Below are 14,478 nucleotides of genomic sequence, written 5' to 3' on the forward strand. Positions count from 1 at the left end.
GGAATGCGCACGACCTCAGGCGCGGACATCATCGTCGACGGGGACGTCGTCATCAAGGTGCACCGGCTCGGCACGGACCCCGAGGCGCTGAGGGTGCGGTTGCGGATCGCGACGCAGCTCGGCGGGGACGCCGACGGTTGCCTGTTGGCGCCGTTGGACACCGAACCGCAGCCGGTTGACGGCGGGGCAGGCCGCCGCTGGTGCACCAGATGGCCGCGGGTCGAGACCGTCCCGGTGCGGCCGGAAGGGCTGCCGTGGAGTGACGCGGCGCGCCTGCTCGCGCAACTACATCGCACTGCGCACGAGGCGGTGATCCCGCATGGCGCCGCGGCGCGCACCGTGCGGTCCGTCGCGGCGCTGCCGGCGGGAGCGGCGTCGGTCATCGGTCGGGCTGCGGCCCGGTTGCCCGACCCCGCCCGGCGGCCGTGGTCGCCCGGCAGACCCAACACGCTCGTGCACGGCGATTTCCATCTCGGGCAACTGGGCCGTCGGCCCGCCGCGCGGTGGCGGCTGATCGACGTCGACGATCTGGGCGTCGGCGATCCGGCGTGGGATCTGGCCCGGCCTGCCGGGTTCTGGGCCGCGGGCTTGCTTCCGGACGACGACTGGCATGCCTTTGTGGCTGCCTATCGGACGGCTGGTGGGCCGGCGGTGCCGGCCGGTGGTGATCCGTGGCCGGTTCTGGAGCCGGTGGCCCGGGCTGCCGTCGTCCAGGCCGCGGCATCAGGCGCGCGTCGCGACCCTGATGAAACCCAGGAGCAGTTGGTCGCGGCCTGCGCGCGGATGGCGCACGACTAGCTGGAGAAGAACAGCCGGCCGAATCCGCCCTTGCGGTAGCGGTGGTTACCGTGATTGCCCCAGGCCGGGCCGTAGCCGTGGCCGGACCCGTAACCGGGCTGCGGTGGCGGGGCGGCGGTGAAGCGGTTCTCGAGCTGAGTCAGGGCCTCCAGCTCGCCGAAATCCAGGAAGATGCCCCGGCAGCTGTCACATTGTTCGAGGTGGACGCCATTACGTTCGTATGTGCGCATCACTCCCGAGCACTTCGGGCACAGCAGCATGTTGCCGGGGTTGGGCGATCCGGGAGACTTCGGTGGCTCGTACGGCGGTATCGACATACCTCACCAACGCCCGAACGGCCGCGGAAGATCCCGTCCGCCAGAACCCGGCGCCCACGGTCAGCGCGCGGACGGGTCGGCGGTTGCCTCGAGCTTGGCGATCTGGCCGTCGTGGATCGTGAGGACGACGACGGCGAATAAACGCCGGTCGCTGAACGCCAGCACGACCGGACGCCCGACCGGACCGGTGACGAGCGTCGCGCCGGTGAGGTAGCGCAGCAGATTCGTGCCGACGGCCAGCCGGCCGCGGTTCACCTGTGCCGGCGGCGCCGGGTCGGCGAGGATCGTGCCGACGCCCCATACGTCGGGCGCCAGCACCTCGGTCAGGGCGGCCAGGTCTCCGCCGGCGCAGGCCGCGATGAACCGTTCGGTGACCAGATGATGTTCGGTGTCGTCGACCGCGGCGGTGGCGGGTGCGGCGGCGTGGATCTTGGCCCGCGCCCGCCGCGCCAACTGACGGCACGTCGCCGTCGGGCGGCCGACGGTATCGGCGATCTCGTCGAACGGCACACCGAAGACGTCGTGCAGCACGAACGCCACCCGCTCCGGCGGACTGAGCCGGCCCAGTACCTCGAACAGCGCATTGTGCACCTCGTCGTCGAGGGTGACCCGGTCGCCGGGGTCAGGCATGGCACTGTGCAGCAGCGGTGTTCGTTCCAAGAGGTCGGGCTCGGCGGTGGTCACCCGCCGGTGCCGCGCTGAGCGCACGTGATCGAGGCAGAGTCGGCTGCTCACCACGGTGAGCCAGCCGCGCGGATCGTCGATGCCATCGAGCTCCGACTGTGACAGCCGTAGGAAGGCCTCCTGCACAACGTCTTCCGCATCACCGATGTCGCCGACCATCTGGTAGGCCAGATTGATCAGGTACGGGCGGTGGGCCTGCAGCAGGCCGGCAAGACGATCGCTCATGTCAGAGACGACGAATCGGCATGGCGAAAAGTTACCGCTTCGCGCTGTCACTTTGCATGACGCTGCGCCGTCCTTGTCTTGTACCCACAGAAAGGACGCGAGATGACCGTCGTGGTAACCGGAGCGAGCGGCAACGTCGGCCGGCCGATCGTCGAGCAACTACTCAAGGCGGGCGCGCACGTACGGGCGGTGACCCGGCGGCCGGGCCGGGCCGGGTTCCCGCCCGCTGTCGATGAAGTGCCCGATGCGGCAGAGGCGTTGAAAGGTGCGTCGGCAGTGTTCCTCAACTCCCGAGCGCTCGGAGCGGGGCTGACCGATGTGGTGTCCTCGGCATACCGGCACGACGTCGGCAAGCTGGTGGCATTGTCGGCGATCAACGCCGACGATGACGACACACGCCAACCGTCGCGATATCGCGACGACCGGAACCGGGAGTGTGAACAACTCGCCGCCGGGTCGGGTGTGCCGTGGGTCAGCCTGCGCCCGACGGTGTTCGCATCCAACTTTCCCGGCATGTGGGGGGCACAAATCCGCGCGGGCGACGTGGTCGCCGGGCCGTACTCCTCGGCCTCCATCGCGCCGATCGCCGAGGCCGATATCGCGGCGGTCGCGACTCGTGCGCTGCTGACCGATGAACTTGATGGGCAACGGGTTCCGCTGACCGGGCCGCAATCGCTGACCAATGCCGAGCTGGTCGAGATCCTCGGTGCGGTCCTGCACCGGCCGCTGCGCTATCAGGAAATTCCTGCCGAGTTCGTGCGCAAGCGCTTCATCGAGAACGGATTCTCCGCCGACTTCGCCGACGCTTACATCGCGATGCTGGCGACCACCGCGACATCACCCGCCCTTGTCACCCATGACGTCGAGAAGATCCTGGGCCGCCCGGCAACCCCGTTCGCGCAATGGGCGCACGCCCACACGGCGTTGTTCACCGAGGAGCTGACATGACCAACCCCCAACCACCGCGCTGGCTCAAGCCGATGAATCGGCTCATGATGGCCGTGCAGAAGCTCGGGGTACACACCGGGCCCGCCTGTGTGCTCACCGTCCCGGGCCGCAAGTCCGGCAAGCCACGCAGCACACCGATGACACCGTTCGAGTTCGACGGCGGCCTGTACACCGTCGCCGGCTACCCCGGCGCGGACTGGGCGCGCAACGCCAAGGCGGCCGGCGCCGGAACGCTGAGCCGCGGACGTCGATCCCGCTCGGTCAGAATCGTCGAACTCGGTGCCGAGGAGTCCAGGCCGGTGTTGCGCGCCTTCCCCGAACAGGTCCCCGTCGGCGTGATGTTCGCCAAGCATTCGGGGCTGGTGCAGCAGGGCACTCCCGACGAGTTCGAGGCGCTGGCAGGCACACTCGCGGTGTTCCGCTTCGACGATCTACCGGACTAGCCGGCGCAGCAGTCCCGACGCGGCGGCGATACCGACCACCGCGGCCAACGCCAGCACACCGAGGTCCAGCCACGGATGGGCCGAGGGCATGCCCACCAAGAGCAGCCGCAGCGAATCCACCTCGTAGCTCAGCGGATTCACCCGAGACAACCACCGCAGCCATTCCGGCATGACCGCGACCGGATACAACGCATTCGACGCGAAGAACAGCGGCATGGTGATCGCCTGCCCGATGCCCATCAGCCGGTCCCGGTTGCGCACCAGCCCGGCCAGCGTCATCGACAGGCAGGCGAAGAACGCCGACCCGAGCATCACCACACCCATCGCGGCCACGATCCGCAGCGGGTTGTGCGTCATCTGGATGCCCATCAGGTAGGCCAGCACCAGCACGCCGATCACCTGCGCCACCGACCGCACTCCGGCGGCGAACGCCTTGCCGGTGACCAACGCCGATGCCGGAGTCGGGGTCACCATCAACTTGGCCAGGATCCCGGCATCCCGGTCCCAGATGATCTGGATGCCGTAGAAGATCGAGATGAACAGCGCCGACTGCGCGATGATGCCCGGTGCCAGGAACTCCAGATACGGCACCGAGCCGGTGTTGATCACGTGCAGCCGGTTGAACGTGGTGCCGAAGATCAACAGCCACAACGCCGGTTGCACCGTCCGGGTGATCAGCTCGGTGCGGTCATGGCGCAGCTTCTGCAATTCGACCCAGGCGAACGTCTGCATCCGGGCGGCCAGGCTGGGCACCCGCCGCCAGCCGCGCGGTGCCCGCAGTATCCGGGTACCGGCAGCGGAATCAACCGGCATTGCGCGCCGCCTTCCGTCCCGCCCTGATCCCACCGAGGCCGGATTGGGTTGCGGTGTCGTCGAGTCCGGATCCGGCGTAGTGCCGGAAGACGTCCTCCAGGGTCGCTTCTGGACCGACCGTGGCCTTGAGTTCGCCCGGGGTTCCGACCGCCCGCAGCCGGCCGTGGTGCATCAACGCCACTCGGTCGCACAGCACGTCGGCCTCCTCCATGTAGTGGGTGGTCAGCAGCACCGTCATGCCGAACTCTTGTTGCATGTTCTGCACCTGCGTCCAGACACCGTCGCGGGCAATGGGATCCAGGCCGACCGTCGGCTCGTCGAGAATCAGCAGCGACGGCTGGTTCACCAGGGCCTGGGCCAGCTCCAGGCGGCGGACCATGCCGCCGGAATAGGTGTTGGCCAGCCGGTCGGCGACGTCGGTCAGCTGCATGGCATCCAGCGCCTCGTCGACCCGCCGCTTACGCGCCGCGCGCGGCACGTCGTACAGCCGGGCGAACCACTCCACGTTCTGCCGCCCGGTCAGCGCCGGCTCGATCGAAAGCTGTTGCGGCACATAGCCGAGGTTGTACCGGATGTCCATGGTGTCGCGTCGCGAGTCGAGGCCGAACACGCGGACCCGCCCGTGCTGCACCGGGGTCAGCGTCGTCAACACCCGCACCACGGTGGTCTTGCCGGCACCGTTGGGCCCCAGCAGCCCCAGGGTCTCGCCGGGTTGCACCTGCAACGTCAGGTCGTCGACGGCGGTGAAGTCGCCGTAACGGTGCGTCAGGTTCTGGCAGTCGATCGCGGGCGCGGTCATGAACGCTTCTCTCGCAGTTTCGTGGTGAGCTCGGCCAGCACCCGCATCCCCGCAGCCAGGGCACGAGTGTCGTCCTCGTCGAGTTCGTCGAGTGCTTCGGCCAGCGCTGCGCGCCGTGCCGCCCGGGAGGCGTCGGCGAGCTTCTGCGCCGGCGGGGTGAGCTCGAGGCGACCGACGCGGCGATCGTCGGGATCGGGGGTGCGCACCAGCAGGCCCTCCGCCGAGAGCTTGGACACCAGTGTCGAGGCGGTGTTGGCCGCCAGCCCCAGTTCAGCGGCGGCCGCACTGACCGAGATGCCCGGCTGCCGGCCGACCAAGCGCAACAACTCGGCCTGCGATTCGGTCAGCCCGACGAAGGAGGCACCCGCAGCGCGACGGACAGTACGGCGAAATCTGCCGACAGTGCCGAACAGCTCGGCGACGAGATCGGTGCGAAGGCTCACCCCTCCACATTAGCTCTGTTGCAGAGCTAAGTCTTCTCGATGCGGTGCGCCCGCACATCGGAGAGCACCCCCGGACGGGTGTCGACGGTCATGTAGGTACAGAACGGCTGACGGCGCCGGTCGGTCGGTGAGCCCGGGTTCAGCAGCCGCAGGCCGGTCCGCGCGGTGGTATCCCACGGGATGTGGCTGTGCCCGAAGACCAGCACGTCGGTATGCGGATACTGCTGCGCCATCCGGGCTTCCCGGCCGGACGCCGCACCTGTTTCGTGCACGACGGTGAAGCGCAGACCGTCCAACGTCGCCTCGGCGCGCTCCGGCAGACGCGCCCGCAGTTCCGGGCCATCGTTGTTGCCCCAGCACGCGATCAGACGCCGCGACCGCGCGGCCAACTCATCGAGCAGGCCGACCTCGACCCAGTCACCGGCGTGGATGACGACGTCGGACCGCTCGACTTCGTCCCAGACCTGGGGCGGCAGGTCGCGGGCGCGCTTGGGGAGGTGTGTGTCGGCCAGCAGCAGCAGGCGCATACGGCGATCCTCTCACCGATCTCAGCCCTCGCTGCGGGCCTCCGCGCCGGTCTCGCCGGCGTCGAACGAGTCGTCGGGTCCCGTCTCGCCGACGTAGGAGCCGTCGTCGCCGTCCTTGCCCTCCCGCGAGGACGCGACCTTCGGGTCCTCGTGGACGTCCTCTTCGCTCTTGTCGTTCGTGGGGTTAGTCATGGACGCGGGACTACCCCGTGGCCAGGGCAGCCAACCGCTCGCACCAGTGTTTATCCAGGCCTACGCTGGAAACGCGATGAACATGAACCGCAATGATGTGGAGAAGCGCTGGCACGATCCGGCGGCCTTCCGTGCGGCGGTCACCTATGTGGTCGCCGTGGTGGTGGTTGCCGGTGTGGCACTGGCGGCGGCATGGGGGTGGCACTCTCGGGTCGCGGGCATCCTGGTGCCGGTCACCTTGTTCGTCGGTGGGGTCGGTGCGCTGGTGCAGACCTATCGCGTTTGGCGCGCCGAGGGCACCTGGCCCATCTGGCAGGGCGCGGGCTGGTTTCTGCTGGCGCTGATGCTGCTGTGCCTGGGTGTGCCCGTCGCGGTGTGGTGAGCGGGGCACCCGCCATACTCGTCGGGTGACCGATACGCCTGACCTGCCGCTGGCCGGTGTCCGCATCGTCGAGATCTCCAGCTTCGTGGCCGTGCCGTTGGCCGGGATGACACTGGCCCAGTTGGGCGCTGAAGTCATCCGGGTCGACCCGGTCGGCGGTGCCGCCGACTACAAGCGCTGGCCCTTGACCGAGGCCGGCGAGAGCATCTATTGGGCCGGTCTCAACAAGAGCAAACGCTCGGTGGGCGCCGACATGCGCTCGGCGGACGGGCAGCAGCTGGTTTCCCGGTTGATCGCGGATGCGGGCATTCTGATCACCAATGTCGCTGGGCGGCAATGGCATTCATACGAAGAGCTCAGCGCTGTGCGCCCAGACCTGATCCATTTGGAAGTCGTCGGACGCGGCGACGGATCCACCGGGGTGGACTACACCGTCAACGCCGCCACCGGTTTTCCGCTGGTCACCGGGTCGCCAACCCAGAGCGGCCCGGTCAACCACGTGCTCCCGGCCTGGGACGTCAGCTGCGGTCTGTATGCCGCGCTGGCGATCCTGGTCGCTCTGCGCCGGCGTGACACCGCCGGGGTGGGCAGCCGCATCCGGCTGCCGCTGGACGACGTGGCGCTGGCCACCGCGGCCAACCTCGGCTTCCTCACCGAGCCGATGGTCACCGGCGCGCAGCGGCCCCGTCTGGGCAACTCGATCTACGGCCAGTACGGCGAGAACTACACGAGCAGTGACGGCGCGACCTTCATGCTGGTGGCACTGACCAACCGGCACTTCCGGGATCTCGCCGAGCTGACCGGGACCACGAAAGCCGTTGCCGCCGTTGCCGAAGCGCTGGGCGCGGACTTTACCGACGAGGGTCAGCGCTACGAACACCGTGCGGTGCTGACCGGCCTGTTCGCGCCGTGGTTCGCCGGCCACACCGCCGAGGAGGTGACCGCCGCGCTGTCGGCCAGTTCGGTCCTCTGGGATCGCTACCTGGACTTCGCGGAGGTCGCCCGACATCCGCGCGTGACGAACAACCCGTTGTTCAGCGTGCTGTCGCAGCCCCGGATCGGCGACTATCTGGCGCCCGGACTGCCGATGTCGGTCGACGGTGCCCACATCGCGGCCCAGCCCGCACCCGCGCTCGGCGACGACACCGCGGCGGTACTGGCCGAGCTCGGGCTGGCTGACGATGAGATCGCTACGCTGGTCGAATCTGGAACTGTCACAATGGGATCCGGTCCGAAGTGAGCGTGCTGTCCCGGCTCCTGAACGTCGCACCCGCTGAATCCGGCTTCGTGGGCGAAGCGAGCGGGCCGCCGGACAAACGCGCCTACGGTGGCCACCTCGCCGCGCAGGCCATGGCCGCGGCCTGCCACACCGTCGACGCCGACAAGGCACACAGGGTGCACGTCCAGTTCTTGCGCGGCGGGGACGCGGGCGCGCCGGTCCACTACGAGGTCGAGTACGTCTACGACGGCCGCACCACGGCGTCGCGGCGGGTACTGGCCCGCCAGGAAGGCCGGTTGCTGACCGCCGCGACGGTGTCGTTCTCCGCCGCGGCCGACGGTCCCGAGCACGCTGCACAGGCGACAACCTCCGGTGAGCCCGAGCAATTGCCCGCCACCGGCCCCATCGGCCCGGCCCCGTCGCTGCCGCTCGACGAGATCGACATCCGCACCGACGATGACCGCAGCACAGGCGAATTCGTGCGCCGGCTGTGGTGGCGGGTCACCGTGCCGCTGGACGGTCCGGCGTGGCTGGGCGCCTGCGCTGCGGTCTACGTCACCGACATCTACGGCATCGATCCGGTGCTACAGGTGCACGGCCATTCGATGGTCGACCGCAGCCACCGGACCGCCACCACCGACTCGTCGATTTGGTTTCACCGGCCGATCCACGCCGAACAGTGGAACCTGCTCGAGTCCCGGTCACCGGCCGCCGCCCGCGGCCGCGGCCTGGTGACTCTGAACCTCTATGACGCCGACCGGATCTTGACCGCCACGCTGGTTCAGGAAGGGCTGGCGATCGTCCGCACCTGAGGCCGCGACCGGCGGGCCTGCCGTTCTGTGGCCAGCGAGCGGGTCTCCTCCGACAGGGGCGCGGCCAGCATCGCGGCGACGGTGTCGACAAGATGGCTGGTGAACAGGCGGTCGTCCGCATGCGGTGCCGTGGTGGCGCGGCGGCCCAACTCCACCGCGGCGTACACCAGCGCACCCAGCCGGGGATGCAGCGTGACGGCCACCGGGTCGAGTGTCGGCTCCAGCAGCGTCCGCCAGCGCTGCAGGCTGCCGGAGCGTCCGGTCAGGTCGAACGAAGGCACCGGACGATTCAGCAGGTCGGCATGAATCCGCAGGAACGCCGGACCGCCGTCGGCGTCGGCCAGCTTGGCGGCCAGCGGGCGGACCAGCGCCGAGGCCATCGCCCGCATGGAGGGCTCAGTGTCGCTCTCGATGCCGTCGAGCAGCGCATCGCGGCGAGCGTCCACCACCGGCAGGTGCTTGTCGGCGATCGCGGCCAGCACCCCGGCCCGGTCGGTGAAGTGGTACTGGACCGCCATCACGTTGCGGGCCCCCGCCTCACGGGCGATCTCCCGCAGGCTGACCGCGTCGACCCCGCGTTCGGCGAACAGCCGCTCGGCCGTCGACACCAGATTGGCCGAGGTGTCGGCAGCCATCTACTGCGCCGTCACAGCTGTGCGACCTCGTGTTCGAGAAGTTCGGCCAGCGTGGCCTGGGCCGCCGCGCGCCGGGTCGGGATGTGCTGCGACGGGAACAGGGTGTCCACGGGCTCGTACTCCTTGAGCGTGCGGCGGGCCACGGTCAGCTTGTGGACCTCGGTGGGACCGTCGGCGATCGCCAGCGACTCCGCACCCACCAACATCTTCACGAACGGCATCTCGTCGGAAACACCCAGTGCCCCATGCAGATGCATCGCCCGCTGCACCACGTCATGCAGCACCTGCGGCATCGCGACCTTCACCGCGGCGATGTCGCGGCGCACCTTCTGGTAGTCGTGGTACTTGTCGATCTTCCACGCGGTGCGCAGCACCAGCAGCCGGAACTGTTCGATCTGAATCCAGCTGTCGGCGATCTTCTCCTGCGTCATCTGGTAGTCGCCGAGCGGACCGCGGCGGGTCTGGCGCGACACCGCCCGCTCGCACATCATGTCGAAAGCCTTGCGCGCCAATGCGATTGTGCGCATGGCGTGATGCACGCGGCCGCCGCCGAGCCGGGTCTGCGCGATCGCGAAGGCCTGGCCCTCGCCGCCGAGTACGTGGTCGGCAGGCACCCGGACGTCGTTGTAACGGATGTAGCCGTGCCCGGCCCGGTCGTCGGACTCACCGCCGACGCCGACGTTGCGAATGATCTCGATGCCGGGTGTCTCGGCCGGCACGATGAACAGCGACATCTTCTGGTGCGTGCGGGCTTCCGGGCTGGTGACCACCATGACGATGAAGAAGCTGGCGTTGCGGGCATTGGAAGAGAACCACTTCTCGCCGTTGATCACCCACTCGTCACCGTCGCGCTCGGCGTGGGTGGTGAACAGTCCGGGATCCGAGCCGCCGTGCGGTTCGGTCATCGAGTAGCACGACGAGATCTCACCGTTGAGCAGTGGCTGCAGGTAGCGCTCCTTCTGCTCGTCGGTGCCGAACATGGCCAGGATCTCGGCGTTGCCGGAGTCGGGTGCCTGCGATCCGAAAACCGAAGGGGCCCAACGGGACCGCCCGACGATCTCATTCAACAGCGCCAGCTTGACCTGCCCGTAGCCCTGGCCGCCCAGCTCCGGGCCCAGATGTGCCGCCCACAAACCCTGCTCGCGGACCGCCTGCTGCAGCGGGCGCAATACCTTGAGCACCTGGGGGTTGGTTTTCTCGTACGGGTCCAGCGGGGCGAAGTCGAGGGGCTCCAGCTTCTCGCGCATGAACTCCTCGACCCAGTCGAGCTTCTCCTGGTATTCCGGGTCGGTCTCGAAGTCCCACATGGTGTCGTCCTCAGGTCGGGTGTTAAGGCGCCGCGATCATAACTTCATGCATCTGCATTAATCAATGACTTGCGATGAAGCGCCGCAGCGATCAGGCATGCTTCCACCGTGCTGTTGCTCAGCCGGATCACCGGTCAAGATGTGCGAGGGCCCGACGGCCAGGTGATCGGCCGGCTGGCCGATCTGACCGTCAGCCTCGCCCAGAAGTCCGGCCTGCATCGGGTCGAGCGGGTGCTGGTCAAACGCCCTCACGGCGCGGCACTGCTGGTTCCGTGGGATCAGGTGGCCAGGTTCGGCTACCACCACATCGTCCTTGCCGGTCGCTTCGACCGGTACGCGACCGCGGAGCTGGGTGAGCACGAAATTCGGTTGGCGCGAGACGTGCTGGACACCCAGGTCGTCGACATCGTCGGTCAGCGACTGGCCCGCGTCGCCGACGTCGTCCTGGCTCGCACCGGGTACGGCGGCATCGAACTCGTGGGGGTCGAGGTCGGCTTCGCGGCGGTGCTGCGCCGACTCGGCCTGGGCCGATTGGCCACACGTCCCGGCCCGGACGTCATCGCCTGGTCGGATCTACATCTGACGTCGGAGCGCGGGCACGCCGTTCAGCTGGCCAGTCCGCGGGCTGCCGTGCACCACCTCGATGCACGCGGACTTGCCGCACTGGTCAGTCACGTGGATACCGAGTCGGCTGCCGAGATATTGGCGGCCGAAGGACCCGATGTCGCCGCCGACGTCGTCCGCACCGCCCACCCGGCGGTGGGCGAACGGGTTCTGCGGGCAATGCGCCCCGCCGAGGCCGCACGGATCATGGCAGCGATGCCGATCGAACATGCCGGTACGTGGCGTCGGCGGCTGGAACACGCGTCGGCATGGCAGGGCCGGCCCTTCCTGCGCTCGCGGGTCTGGCCGCGGCGTCGGCACGTCCGGAGAGTGTCGTCGTGACCGCACCAGGGCGTACCACGAAGAGGTTCGGTGCGCTGCTCGCCGTCGTGGGACCCGGACTGCTCGCCGGACTGTCCGACGACGATCCGGCCGGGATCACCACCTACTCGGTGCTCGGGGCCGACCACGGCTACCAGCTGCTGTGGGTCCTGCTGTTGTCCACGGTCGCCCTGATCGTGTTCCACAGCCTGGCCGCCCGGATGGGTGTGGTCACCGGTCAGGGACTGATCGGGCTGGTGCGCCAGCGTTACGGCGTCCGGGTGGGCGGCGCCGTACTGGCCGCCCTCGTCGTTGCGAACATCGGCACGACATGTGCCGAATTCGCCGGCATTGCAGCAGGTTCCGAGCTGTTCGGGGTCAGCCGGTACATCAGCGTGCCGGTGGCGGCGGCGATGGTTTCGCTGCTCGTCCTGCGTGGCAGCTTCCACCGCGTCGAGCATCTCCTGCTGGCTTTGTCCACCGTGTTCCTGGCCTACATCGCTTCGGGATTCCTGGCCGGCCCGGACTGGGGGGCGGCACTGCGCGGGACTTTCGTGCCGACGATGCCGATGACCGGGTCCGCGATCGCGATCGTCACCGCAACGCTGGGCACCACTCTGGCGCCGTGGGGTCTGTCGTTCATGCAGTCCTACGCCGTCGACAAGAAACTGCGCACCGACGATCTGCCGCTCGAGCGGGTGGACGTCGTGACCGGGGCCGTACTGACCGGGGTCATCGGGTTCTTCGTCGTGGTCGCCTGCGCGGCGACGCTGCACCGCGACGGGCACCACATCGCCGACGCCGCCGACGCCGCCGTCGCACTGCAACCGCTCGCCGGTAAGGCCGCCGGAACGCTGTTCGGGATCGGGTTGATCGGTGCCGCGTTCCTGGCTGCATCGATCCTGCCGCTGTCCACCGCCTATTCGGTCTGCGAATACGCCGGTGTGGAAGCCGCGGTCGACGACAAATACCCCGAGGCCCGCACGTTCTACCTGACCTACGGGATCGTCACCCTGATCGGCGCGGCCATCGTCTTGTCTCCGAATGCACCGCTGGTGGCGATCCTGGTCGGTACCCAGGTGCTCAACGCCGTGCTGCTGGTGCCACTGCTGTTCGCGATGATCGGGCTGGGCTGCGACGCCGACCTCATGGGCCGGTTCGTCATCGGTCGCACCGCGCTGATCGGCTACGTCGTGACCACCGCGGTGGTGGTGTTGTGCGTTCTGACGCTCGGCGTCACCACCGTGCTCGGTTGAGCAGGAAGGACCGCGCCATGACCACCACAGTTCGCATCGACGTCGACGACTGCGGCGTCGCCCTGATCACCCTGGACGGCCCGGAGCGGCTCAACGCGTTCTCGCCGGACACCGCCCGCCGGCTCGGCGACGCCTACCGCCGGTGCGACACCGACGACGCCGTCCGCGCAGTGGTCGTCACCGGTGCCGGCCGGGCATTCTGCGCCGGGGCCGACATGACCGCCGCCGCCGCAGCCTTCGGCAGCCCGCAGCCGGGCTTCAGCGCCTCTCCCGTCCAGCCGCCGGCCTGGCGGGTGCGCAAGCTGGTGATCGCCGCGATCAACGGGCCCGCGATCGGCATCGGCCTGACTCTGGCGCTGCAGTGCGACATCCGGCTGGTCGCCGAGGATGCCACACTCGCGATCCCGCAGGTGCGCCGCGGCATGGTCGGCGACTGTGGCGTGCACTCCACCCTCAAGCGCGCCGTCGGGCTGGCCGTGGCCGCCGACATCCTGCTCACCGGACGCGGCTTCACCGGCGCGCAGGCCGCCGAGTTCGGGATCGCCAGCCGCGCGCTGCCCGCCGGCGACGTGCTGGCTACGGCGCTGGAGCTGGCCCGCGATGTCGCGGTCAACGCCAACCCGGCCTCGGTGGCCTACAGCAAGCGGCTGTTGTGGAGTGAGACCGACGCCGACACCGTTGCGGCCGAGGAGACTACGGTGCACCTGAAACTGATGGGCGGGCCGGACGCGGCCGAGGGGCCGGCCGCCTGGCGGGAGAAGCGGCCCCCGGTGTGGCGGTCCACGGCCAGCGAGACGGGAGACCCCGCATGAGCACGACCGCCGAGGTTCTCTCTGGTGTCGACCTGACCGGTCGCACCGTCGTCATCACTGGGGCTTCGACGGGACTGGGGTTGCAGACCGCCCGCGTCATGCAAGCGGCAGGCGCCGAGATCGTCGCCGCGGTACGCGATCTGGACAAGACGCGGGCGGCGATCGACTGCGAGACCGTGCAACTCGAACTCGGCGACCTGCGCTCGGCGCGCGACGCAGCCGAAGCGATCGCCGCGCGGCATGACCGCATCGACGTGTTGATCAACAACGCCGGGGTGATGGCGCCACCACTGATGCGCACCGAGCAGGGCTACGAAATGCAGCTCGGCACCAACCATCTCGGCCACTTCGTGTTCACCACCGGGCTGGCCGCCCGCTTCGTGGACGGCAGCCGGATCGTCAACGTCAGTAGTCGCGGGCACCAGCTCGGCGGAATCCGTTGGGATGACCCGAACTATGACGACGAGAGTTCGTATGACAAGTGGCAGGCCTACGGGCAGAGCAAGACCGCCAATGTGCTGTTCGCCGTCGAAGCCGAGCGGCGATGGGGACCGCGCGGGGTGCACTCGTTCGCGGTGCATCCCGGGGTGGTGTTCACCGACCTCGCCCGGCACATGACCCGCGACGACTTCGGCGCGGGCGGCACCCTGGCCAATCTCGAGGTGACCGACGTCGAGCATGGTGCGGCGACCACGGTGTGGGCGGCGACCAGCTCCGAGCTCGACGGGCGCGGCGGGCTCTATCTCGAGGACTGCCGCATCGCCGATGCGATGGCCGACGGCGTCGAGGGCGGATACGCGCCGTGGGCGGTCGACCCCGAGCAGGCCGCCCGGCTGTGGGACTGGTCGCAGCGCCAGGCTGCGCTCAATTTGGGTGCGGGAGTCTGGTCGGACACGCCGGCGGAAGGTTGACTCGAACTCCGCGTACATCACGCGGTGCGGC

19 protein-coding genes are annotated in these 14,478 nt (G+C 69.0%); 10 read left to right on the forward strand and 9 right to left on the reverse strand.

Translation table 11 applies throughout. The annotated features are described in order from the left end of the window. The first annotated feature begins 3 nt into the window (after positions 1-3). Positions 4-798, forward strand: a complete 795-nt coding sequence (locus tag AB431_RS00965) for a phosphotransferase family protein (protein WP_047328365.1) — start codon at positions 4-6, stop codon at positions 796-798. Here AB431_RS00965 and AB431_RS00970 read toward each other — a convergent pair. Then, positions 795-1,115 (reverse strand): zf-TFIIB domain-containing protein, encoded by a 321-nt coding sequence (locus AB431_RS00970; RefSeq protein WP_047328366.1) that lies wholly within the window; start codon positions 1,113-1,115, stop codon positions 795-797. The genes AB431_RS00965 and AB431_RS00970 overlap by 4 nt on opposite strands. 60 nt (positions 1,116-1,175) lie before the next feature. Further along, complete coding sequence (sigI, locus tag AB431_RS00975) at positions 1,176-2,024, reverse strand: RNA polymerase sigma factor SigI (RefSeq protein ID WP_047328367.1); 849 nt, start codon at positions 2,022-2,024, stop codon at positions 1,176-1,178. Positions 2,025-2,126: 102 nt separating this feature from the next. Between sigI and AB431_RS00980 the strand changes: the two genes are divergently transcribed. Both AB431_RS00980 and AB431_RS00985 read left to right on the forward strand, forming a co-directional pair. Next, on the forward strand, positions 2,127-2,972 hold the full coding sequence (locus AB431_RS00980) for an NAD(P)H-binding protein (protein ID WP_047328368.1): 846 nt from the start codon (positions 2,127-2,129) through the stop codon (positions 2,970-2,972). Continuing rightward, complete coding sequence (locus AB431_RS00985; RefSeq protein ID WP_047328369.1) at positions 2,969-3,415, forward strand: nitroreductase family deazaflavin-dependent oxidoreductase; 447 nt, start codon at positions 2,969-2,971, stop codon at positions 3,413-3,415. Before AB431_RS00980 ends, AB431_RS00985 begins: the two co-directional genes overlap by 4 nt. Here the strand turns inward: AB431_RS00985 and AB431_RS00990 are convergent. The 5 genes from AB431_RS00990 to AB431_RS30945 are packed head-to-tail and all read right to left on the reverse strand — an operon-like array spanning position 3,404 to position 6,189. Next, positions 3,404-4,228 carry an ABC transporter permease gene (locus AB431_RS00990; protein WP_047328370.1) on the reverse strand — a complete coding sequence of 275 codons (825 nt, stop codon included), beginning with the start codon at positions 4,226-4,228 and terminating at the stop codon, positions 3,404-3,406. The two genes, AB431_RS00985 and AB431_RS00990, sit on opposite strands and share 12 nt — an antisense overlap. Continuing rightward, positions 4,218-5,027: an ATP-binding cassette domain-containing protein gene (locus tag AB431_RS00995; protein ID WP_047328371.1), complete on the reverse strand. Its 810-nt coding sequence runs from the start codon at positions 5,025-5,027 to the stop codon at positions 4,218-4,220. The genes AB431_RS00990 and AB431_RS00995 overlap by 11 nt, the downstream gene beginning before the upstream one ends. Beyond that, positions 5,024-5,470: a MarR family winged helix-turn-helix transcriptional regulator gene (locus AB431_RS01000; RefSeq protein ID WP_047328372.1), complete on the reverse strand. Its 447-nt coding sequence runs from the start codon at positions 5,468-5,470 to the stop codon at positions 5,024-5,026. Before AB431_RS01000 ends, AB431_RS00995 begins: the two co-directional genes overlap by 4 nt. A 26-nt stretch (positions 5,471-5,496) precedes the next feature. Beyond that, positions 5,497-5,997: a metallophosphoesterase gene (locus AB431_RS01005; RefSeq protein WP_047328373.1), complete on the reverse strand. Its 501-nt coding sequence runs from the start codon at positions 5,995-5,997 to the stop codon at positions 5,497-5,499. 21 nt (positions 5,998-6,018) lie between these two features. After that, positions 6,019-6,189 (reverse strand): hypothetical protein, encoded by a 171-nt coding sequence (locus AB431_RS30945; RefSeq protein ID WP_200902682.1) that lies wholly within the window; start codon positions 6,187-6,189, stop codon positions 6,019-6,021. Positions 6,190-6,265: 76 nt separating this feature from the next. Between AB431_RS30945 and AB431_RS01010 the strand changes: the two genes are divergently transcribed. From AB431_RS01010 to AB431_RS01020, 3 genes are read left to right on the forward strand one after another with little or no spacing between them, the layout of a single operon-like run. Further along, entirely contained in the window at positions 6,266-6,571 is a 306-nt protein-coding gene (locus AB431_RS01010) for a hypothetical protein (protein ID WP_082135503.1), read from the forward strand. 25 nt (positions 6,572-6,596) lie between these two features. Then, positions 6,597-7,811, forward strand: coding sequence for a CoA transferase (locus AB431_RS01015; RefSeq protein ID WP_047328374.1), 1,215 nt, complete (start codon positions 6,597-6,599; stop codon positions 7,809-7,811). Next, on the forward strand, positions 7,808-8,602 hold the full coding sequence (locus AB431_RS01020; RefSeq protein WP_047328375.1) for an acyl-CoA thioesterase II: 795 nt from the start codon (positions 7,808-7,810) through the stop codon (positions 8,600-8,602). Before AB431_RS01015 ends, AB431_RS01020 begins: the two co-directional genes overlap by 4 nt. Here the strand turns inward: AB431_RS01020 and AB431_RS01025 are convergent. Continuing rightward, a complete protein-coding gene (locus tag AB431_RS01025; protein WP_047328376.1) occupies positions 8,572-9,237 on the reverse strand; it encodes a helix-turn-helix domain-containing protein in 666 nt (221 codons plus the stop codon). The genes AB431_RS01020 and AB431_RS01025 overlap by 31 nt on opposite strands. An 11-nt stretch (positions 9,238-9,248) precedes the next feature. Then, complete coding sequence (locus AB431_RS01030) at positions 9,249-10,544, reverse strand: acyl-CoA dehydrogenase family protein (RefSeq protein ID WP_047328377.1); 1,296 nt, start codon at positions 10,542-10,544, stop codon at positions 9,249-9,251. Positions 10,545-10,652: 108 nt separating this feature from the next. On the opposite strand from AB431_RS01030, the gene AB431_RS01035 reads away from it, so the two are divergent. The 4 genes from AB431_RS01035 to AB431_RS01050 are packed head-to-tail and all read left to right on the forward strand — an operon-like array spanning position 10,653 to position 14,447. Then, positions 10,653-11,489: a magnesium transporter gene (locus tag AB431_RS01035; protein ID WP_047328378.1), complete on the forward strand. Its 837-nt coding sequence runs from the start codon at positions 10,653-10,655 to the stop codon at positions 11,487-11,489. Continuing rightward, positions 11,486-12,724, forward strand: a complete 1,239-nt coding sequence (locus AB431_RS01040; protein WP_047332947.1) for an NRAMP family divalent metal transporter — start codon at positions 11,486-11,488, stop codon at positions 12,722-12,724. The genes AB431_RS01035 and AB431_RS01040 overlap by 4 nt, the downstream gene beginning before the upstream one ends. A gap of 17 nt (positions 12,725-12,741) precedes the next feature. Next, positions 12,742-13,536 carry an enoyl-CoA hydratase/isomerase family protein gene (locus AB431_RS01045; protein ID WP_047328379.1) on the forward strand — a complete coding sequence of 265 codons (795 nt, stop codon included), beginning with the start codon at positions 12,742-12,744 and terminating at the stop codon, positions 13,534-13,536. Beyond that, on the forward strand, positions 13,533-14,447 hold the full coding sequence (locus AB431_RS01050; RefSeq protein WP_047328380.1) for an SDR family NAD(P)-dependent oxidoreductase: 915 nt from the start codon (positions 13,533-13,535) through the stop codon (positions 14,445-14,447). The genes AB431_RS01045 and AB431_RS01050 overlap by 4 nt, the downstream gene beginning before the upstream one ends. The last annotated feature ends 31 nt before the right edge of the window (positions 14,448-14,478 follow it).

The sequence above is a fragment of the Mycobacterium sp. EPa45 genome (genome assembly GCF_001021385.1).
Classification (GTDB): Bacteria; Actinomycetota; Actinomycetes; order Mycobacteriales; family Mycobacteriaceae; genus Mycobacterium.

What these genes read in the sequence shown, in the direction of transcription:
- AB431_RS00965 (WP_047328365.1), top strand. Translation starts at nt 4, where the DNA reads ATGCGCACGACCTCAGGCGCGGACATCATCGTCGACGGGGACGTCGTC.
- AB431_RS00970 (WP_047328366.1), bottom strand. Translation starts at nt 1,115, where the DNA reads ATGTCGATACCGCCGTACGAGCCACCGAAGTCTCCCGGATCGCCCAAC.
- sigI (WP_047328367.1), bottom strand. Translation starts at nt 2,024, where the DNA reads ATGAGCGATCGTCTTGCCGGCCTGCTGCAGGCCCACCGCCCGTACCTG.
- AB431_RS00980 (WP_047328368.1), top strand. Translation starts at nt 2,127, where the DNA reads ATGACCGTCGTGGTAACCGGAGCGAGCGGCAACGTCGGCCGGCCGATC.
- AB431_RS00985 (WP_047328369.1), top strand. Translation starts at nt 2,969, where the DNA reads ATGACCAACCCCCAACCACCGCGCTGGCTCAAGCCGATGAATCGGCTC.
- AB431_RS00990 (WP_047328370.1), bottom strand. Translation starts at nt 4,228, where the DNA reads ATGCCGGTTGATTCCGCTGCCGGTACCCGGATACTGCGGGCACCGCGC.
- AB431_RS00995 (WP_047328371.1), bottom strand. Translation starts at nt 5,027, where the DNA reads ATGACCGCGCCCGCGATCGACTGCCAGAACCTGACGCACCGTTACGGC.
- AB431_RS01005 (WP_047328373.1), bottom strand. Translation starts at nt 5,997, where the DNA reads ATGCGCCTGCTGCTGCTGGCCGACACACACCTCCCCAAGCGCGCCCGC.
- AB431_RS30945 (WP_200902682.1), bottom strand. Translation starts at nt 6,189, where the DNA reads ATGACTAACCCCACGAACGACAAGAGCGAAGAGGACGTCCACGAGGAC.
- AB431_RS01010 (WP_082135503.1), top strand. Translation starts at nt 6,266, where the DNA reads ATGAACATGAACCGCAATGATGTGGAGAAGCGCTGGCACGATCCGGCG.
- AB431_RS01025 (WP_047328376.1), bottom strand. Translation starts at nt 9,237, where the DNA reads ATGGCTGCCGACACCTCGGCCAATCTGGTGTCGACGGCCGAGCGGCTG.
- AB431_RS01030 (WP_047328377.1), bottom strand. Translation starts at nt 10,544, where the DNA reads ATGTGGGACTTCGAGACCGACCCGGAATACCAGGAGAAGCTCGACTGG.
- AB431_RS01045 (WP_047328379.1), top strand. Translation starts at nt 12,742, where the DNA reads ATGACCACCACAGTTCGCATCGACGTCGACGACTGCGGCGTCGCCCTG.
- AB431_RS01050 (WP_047328380.1), top strand. Translation starts at nt 13,533, where the DNA reads ATGAGCACGACCGCCGAGGTTCTCTCTGGTGTCGACCTGACCGGTCGC.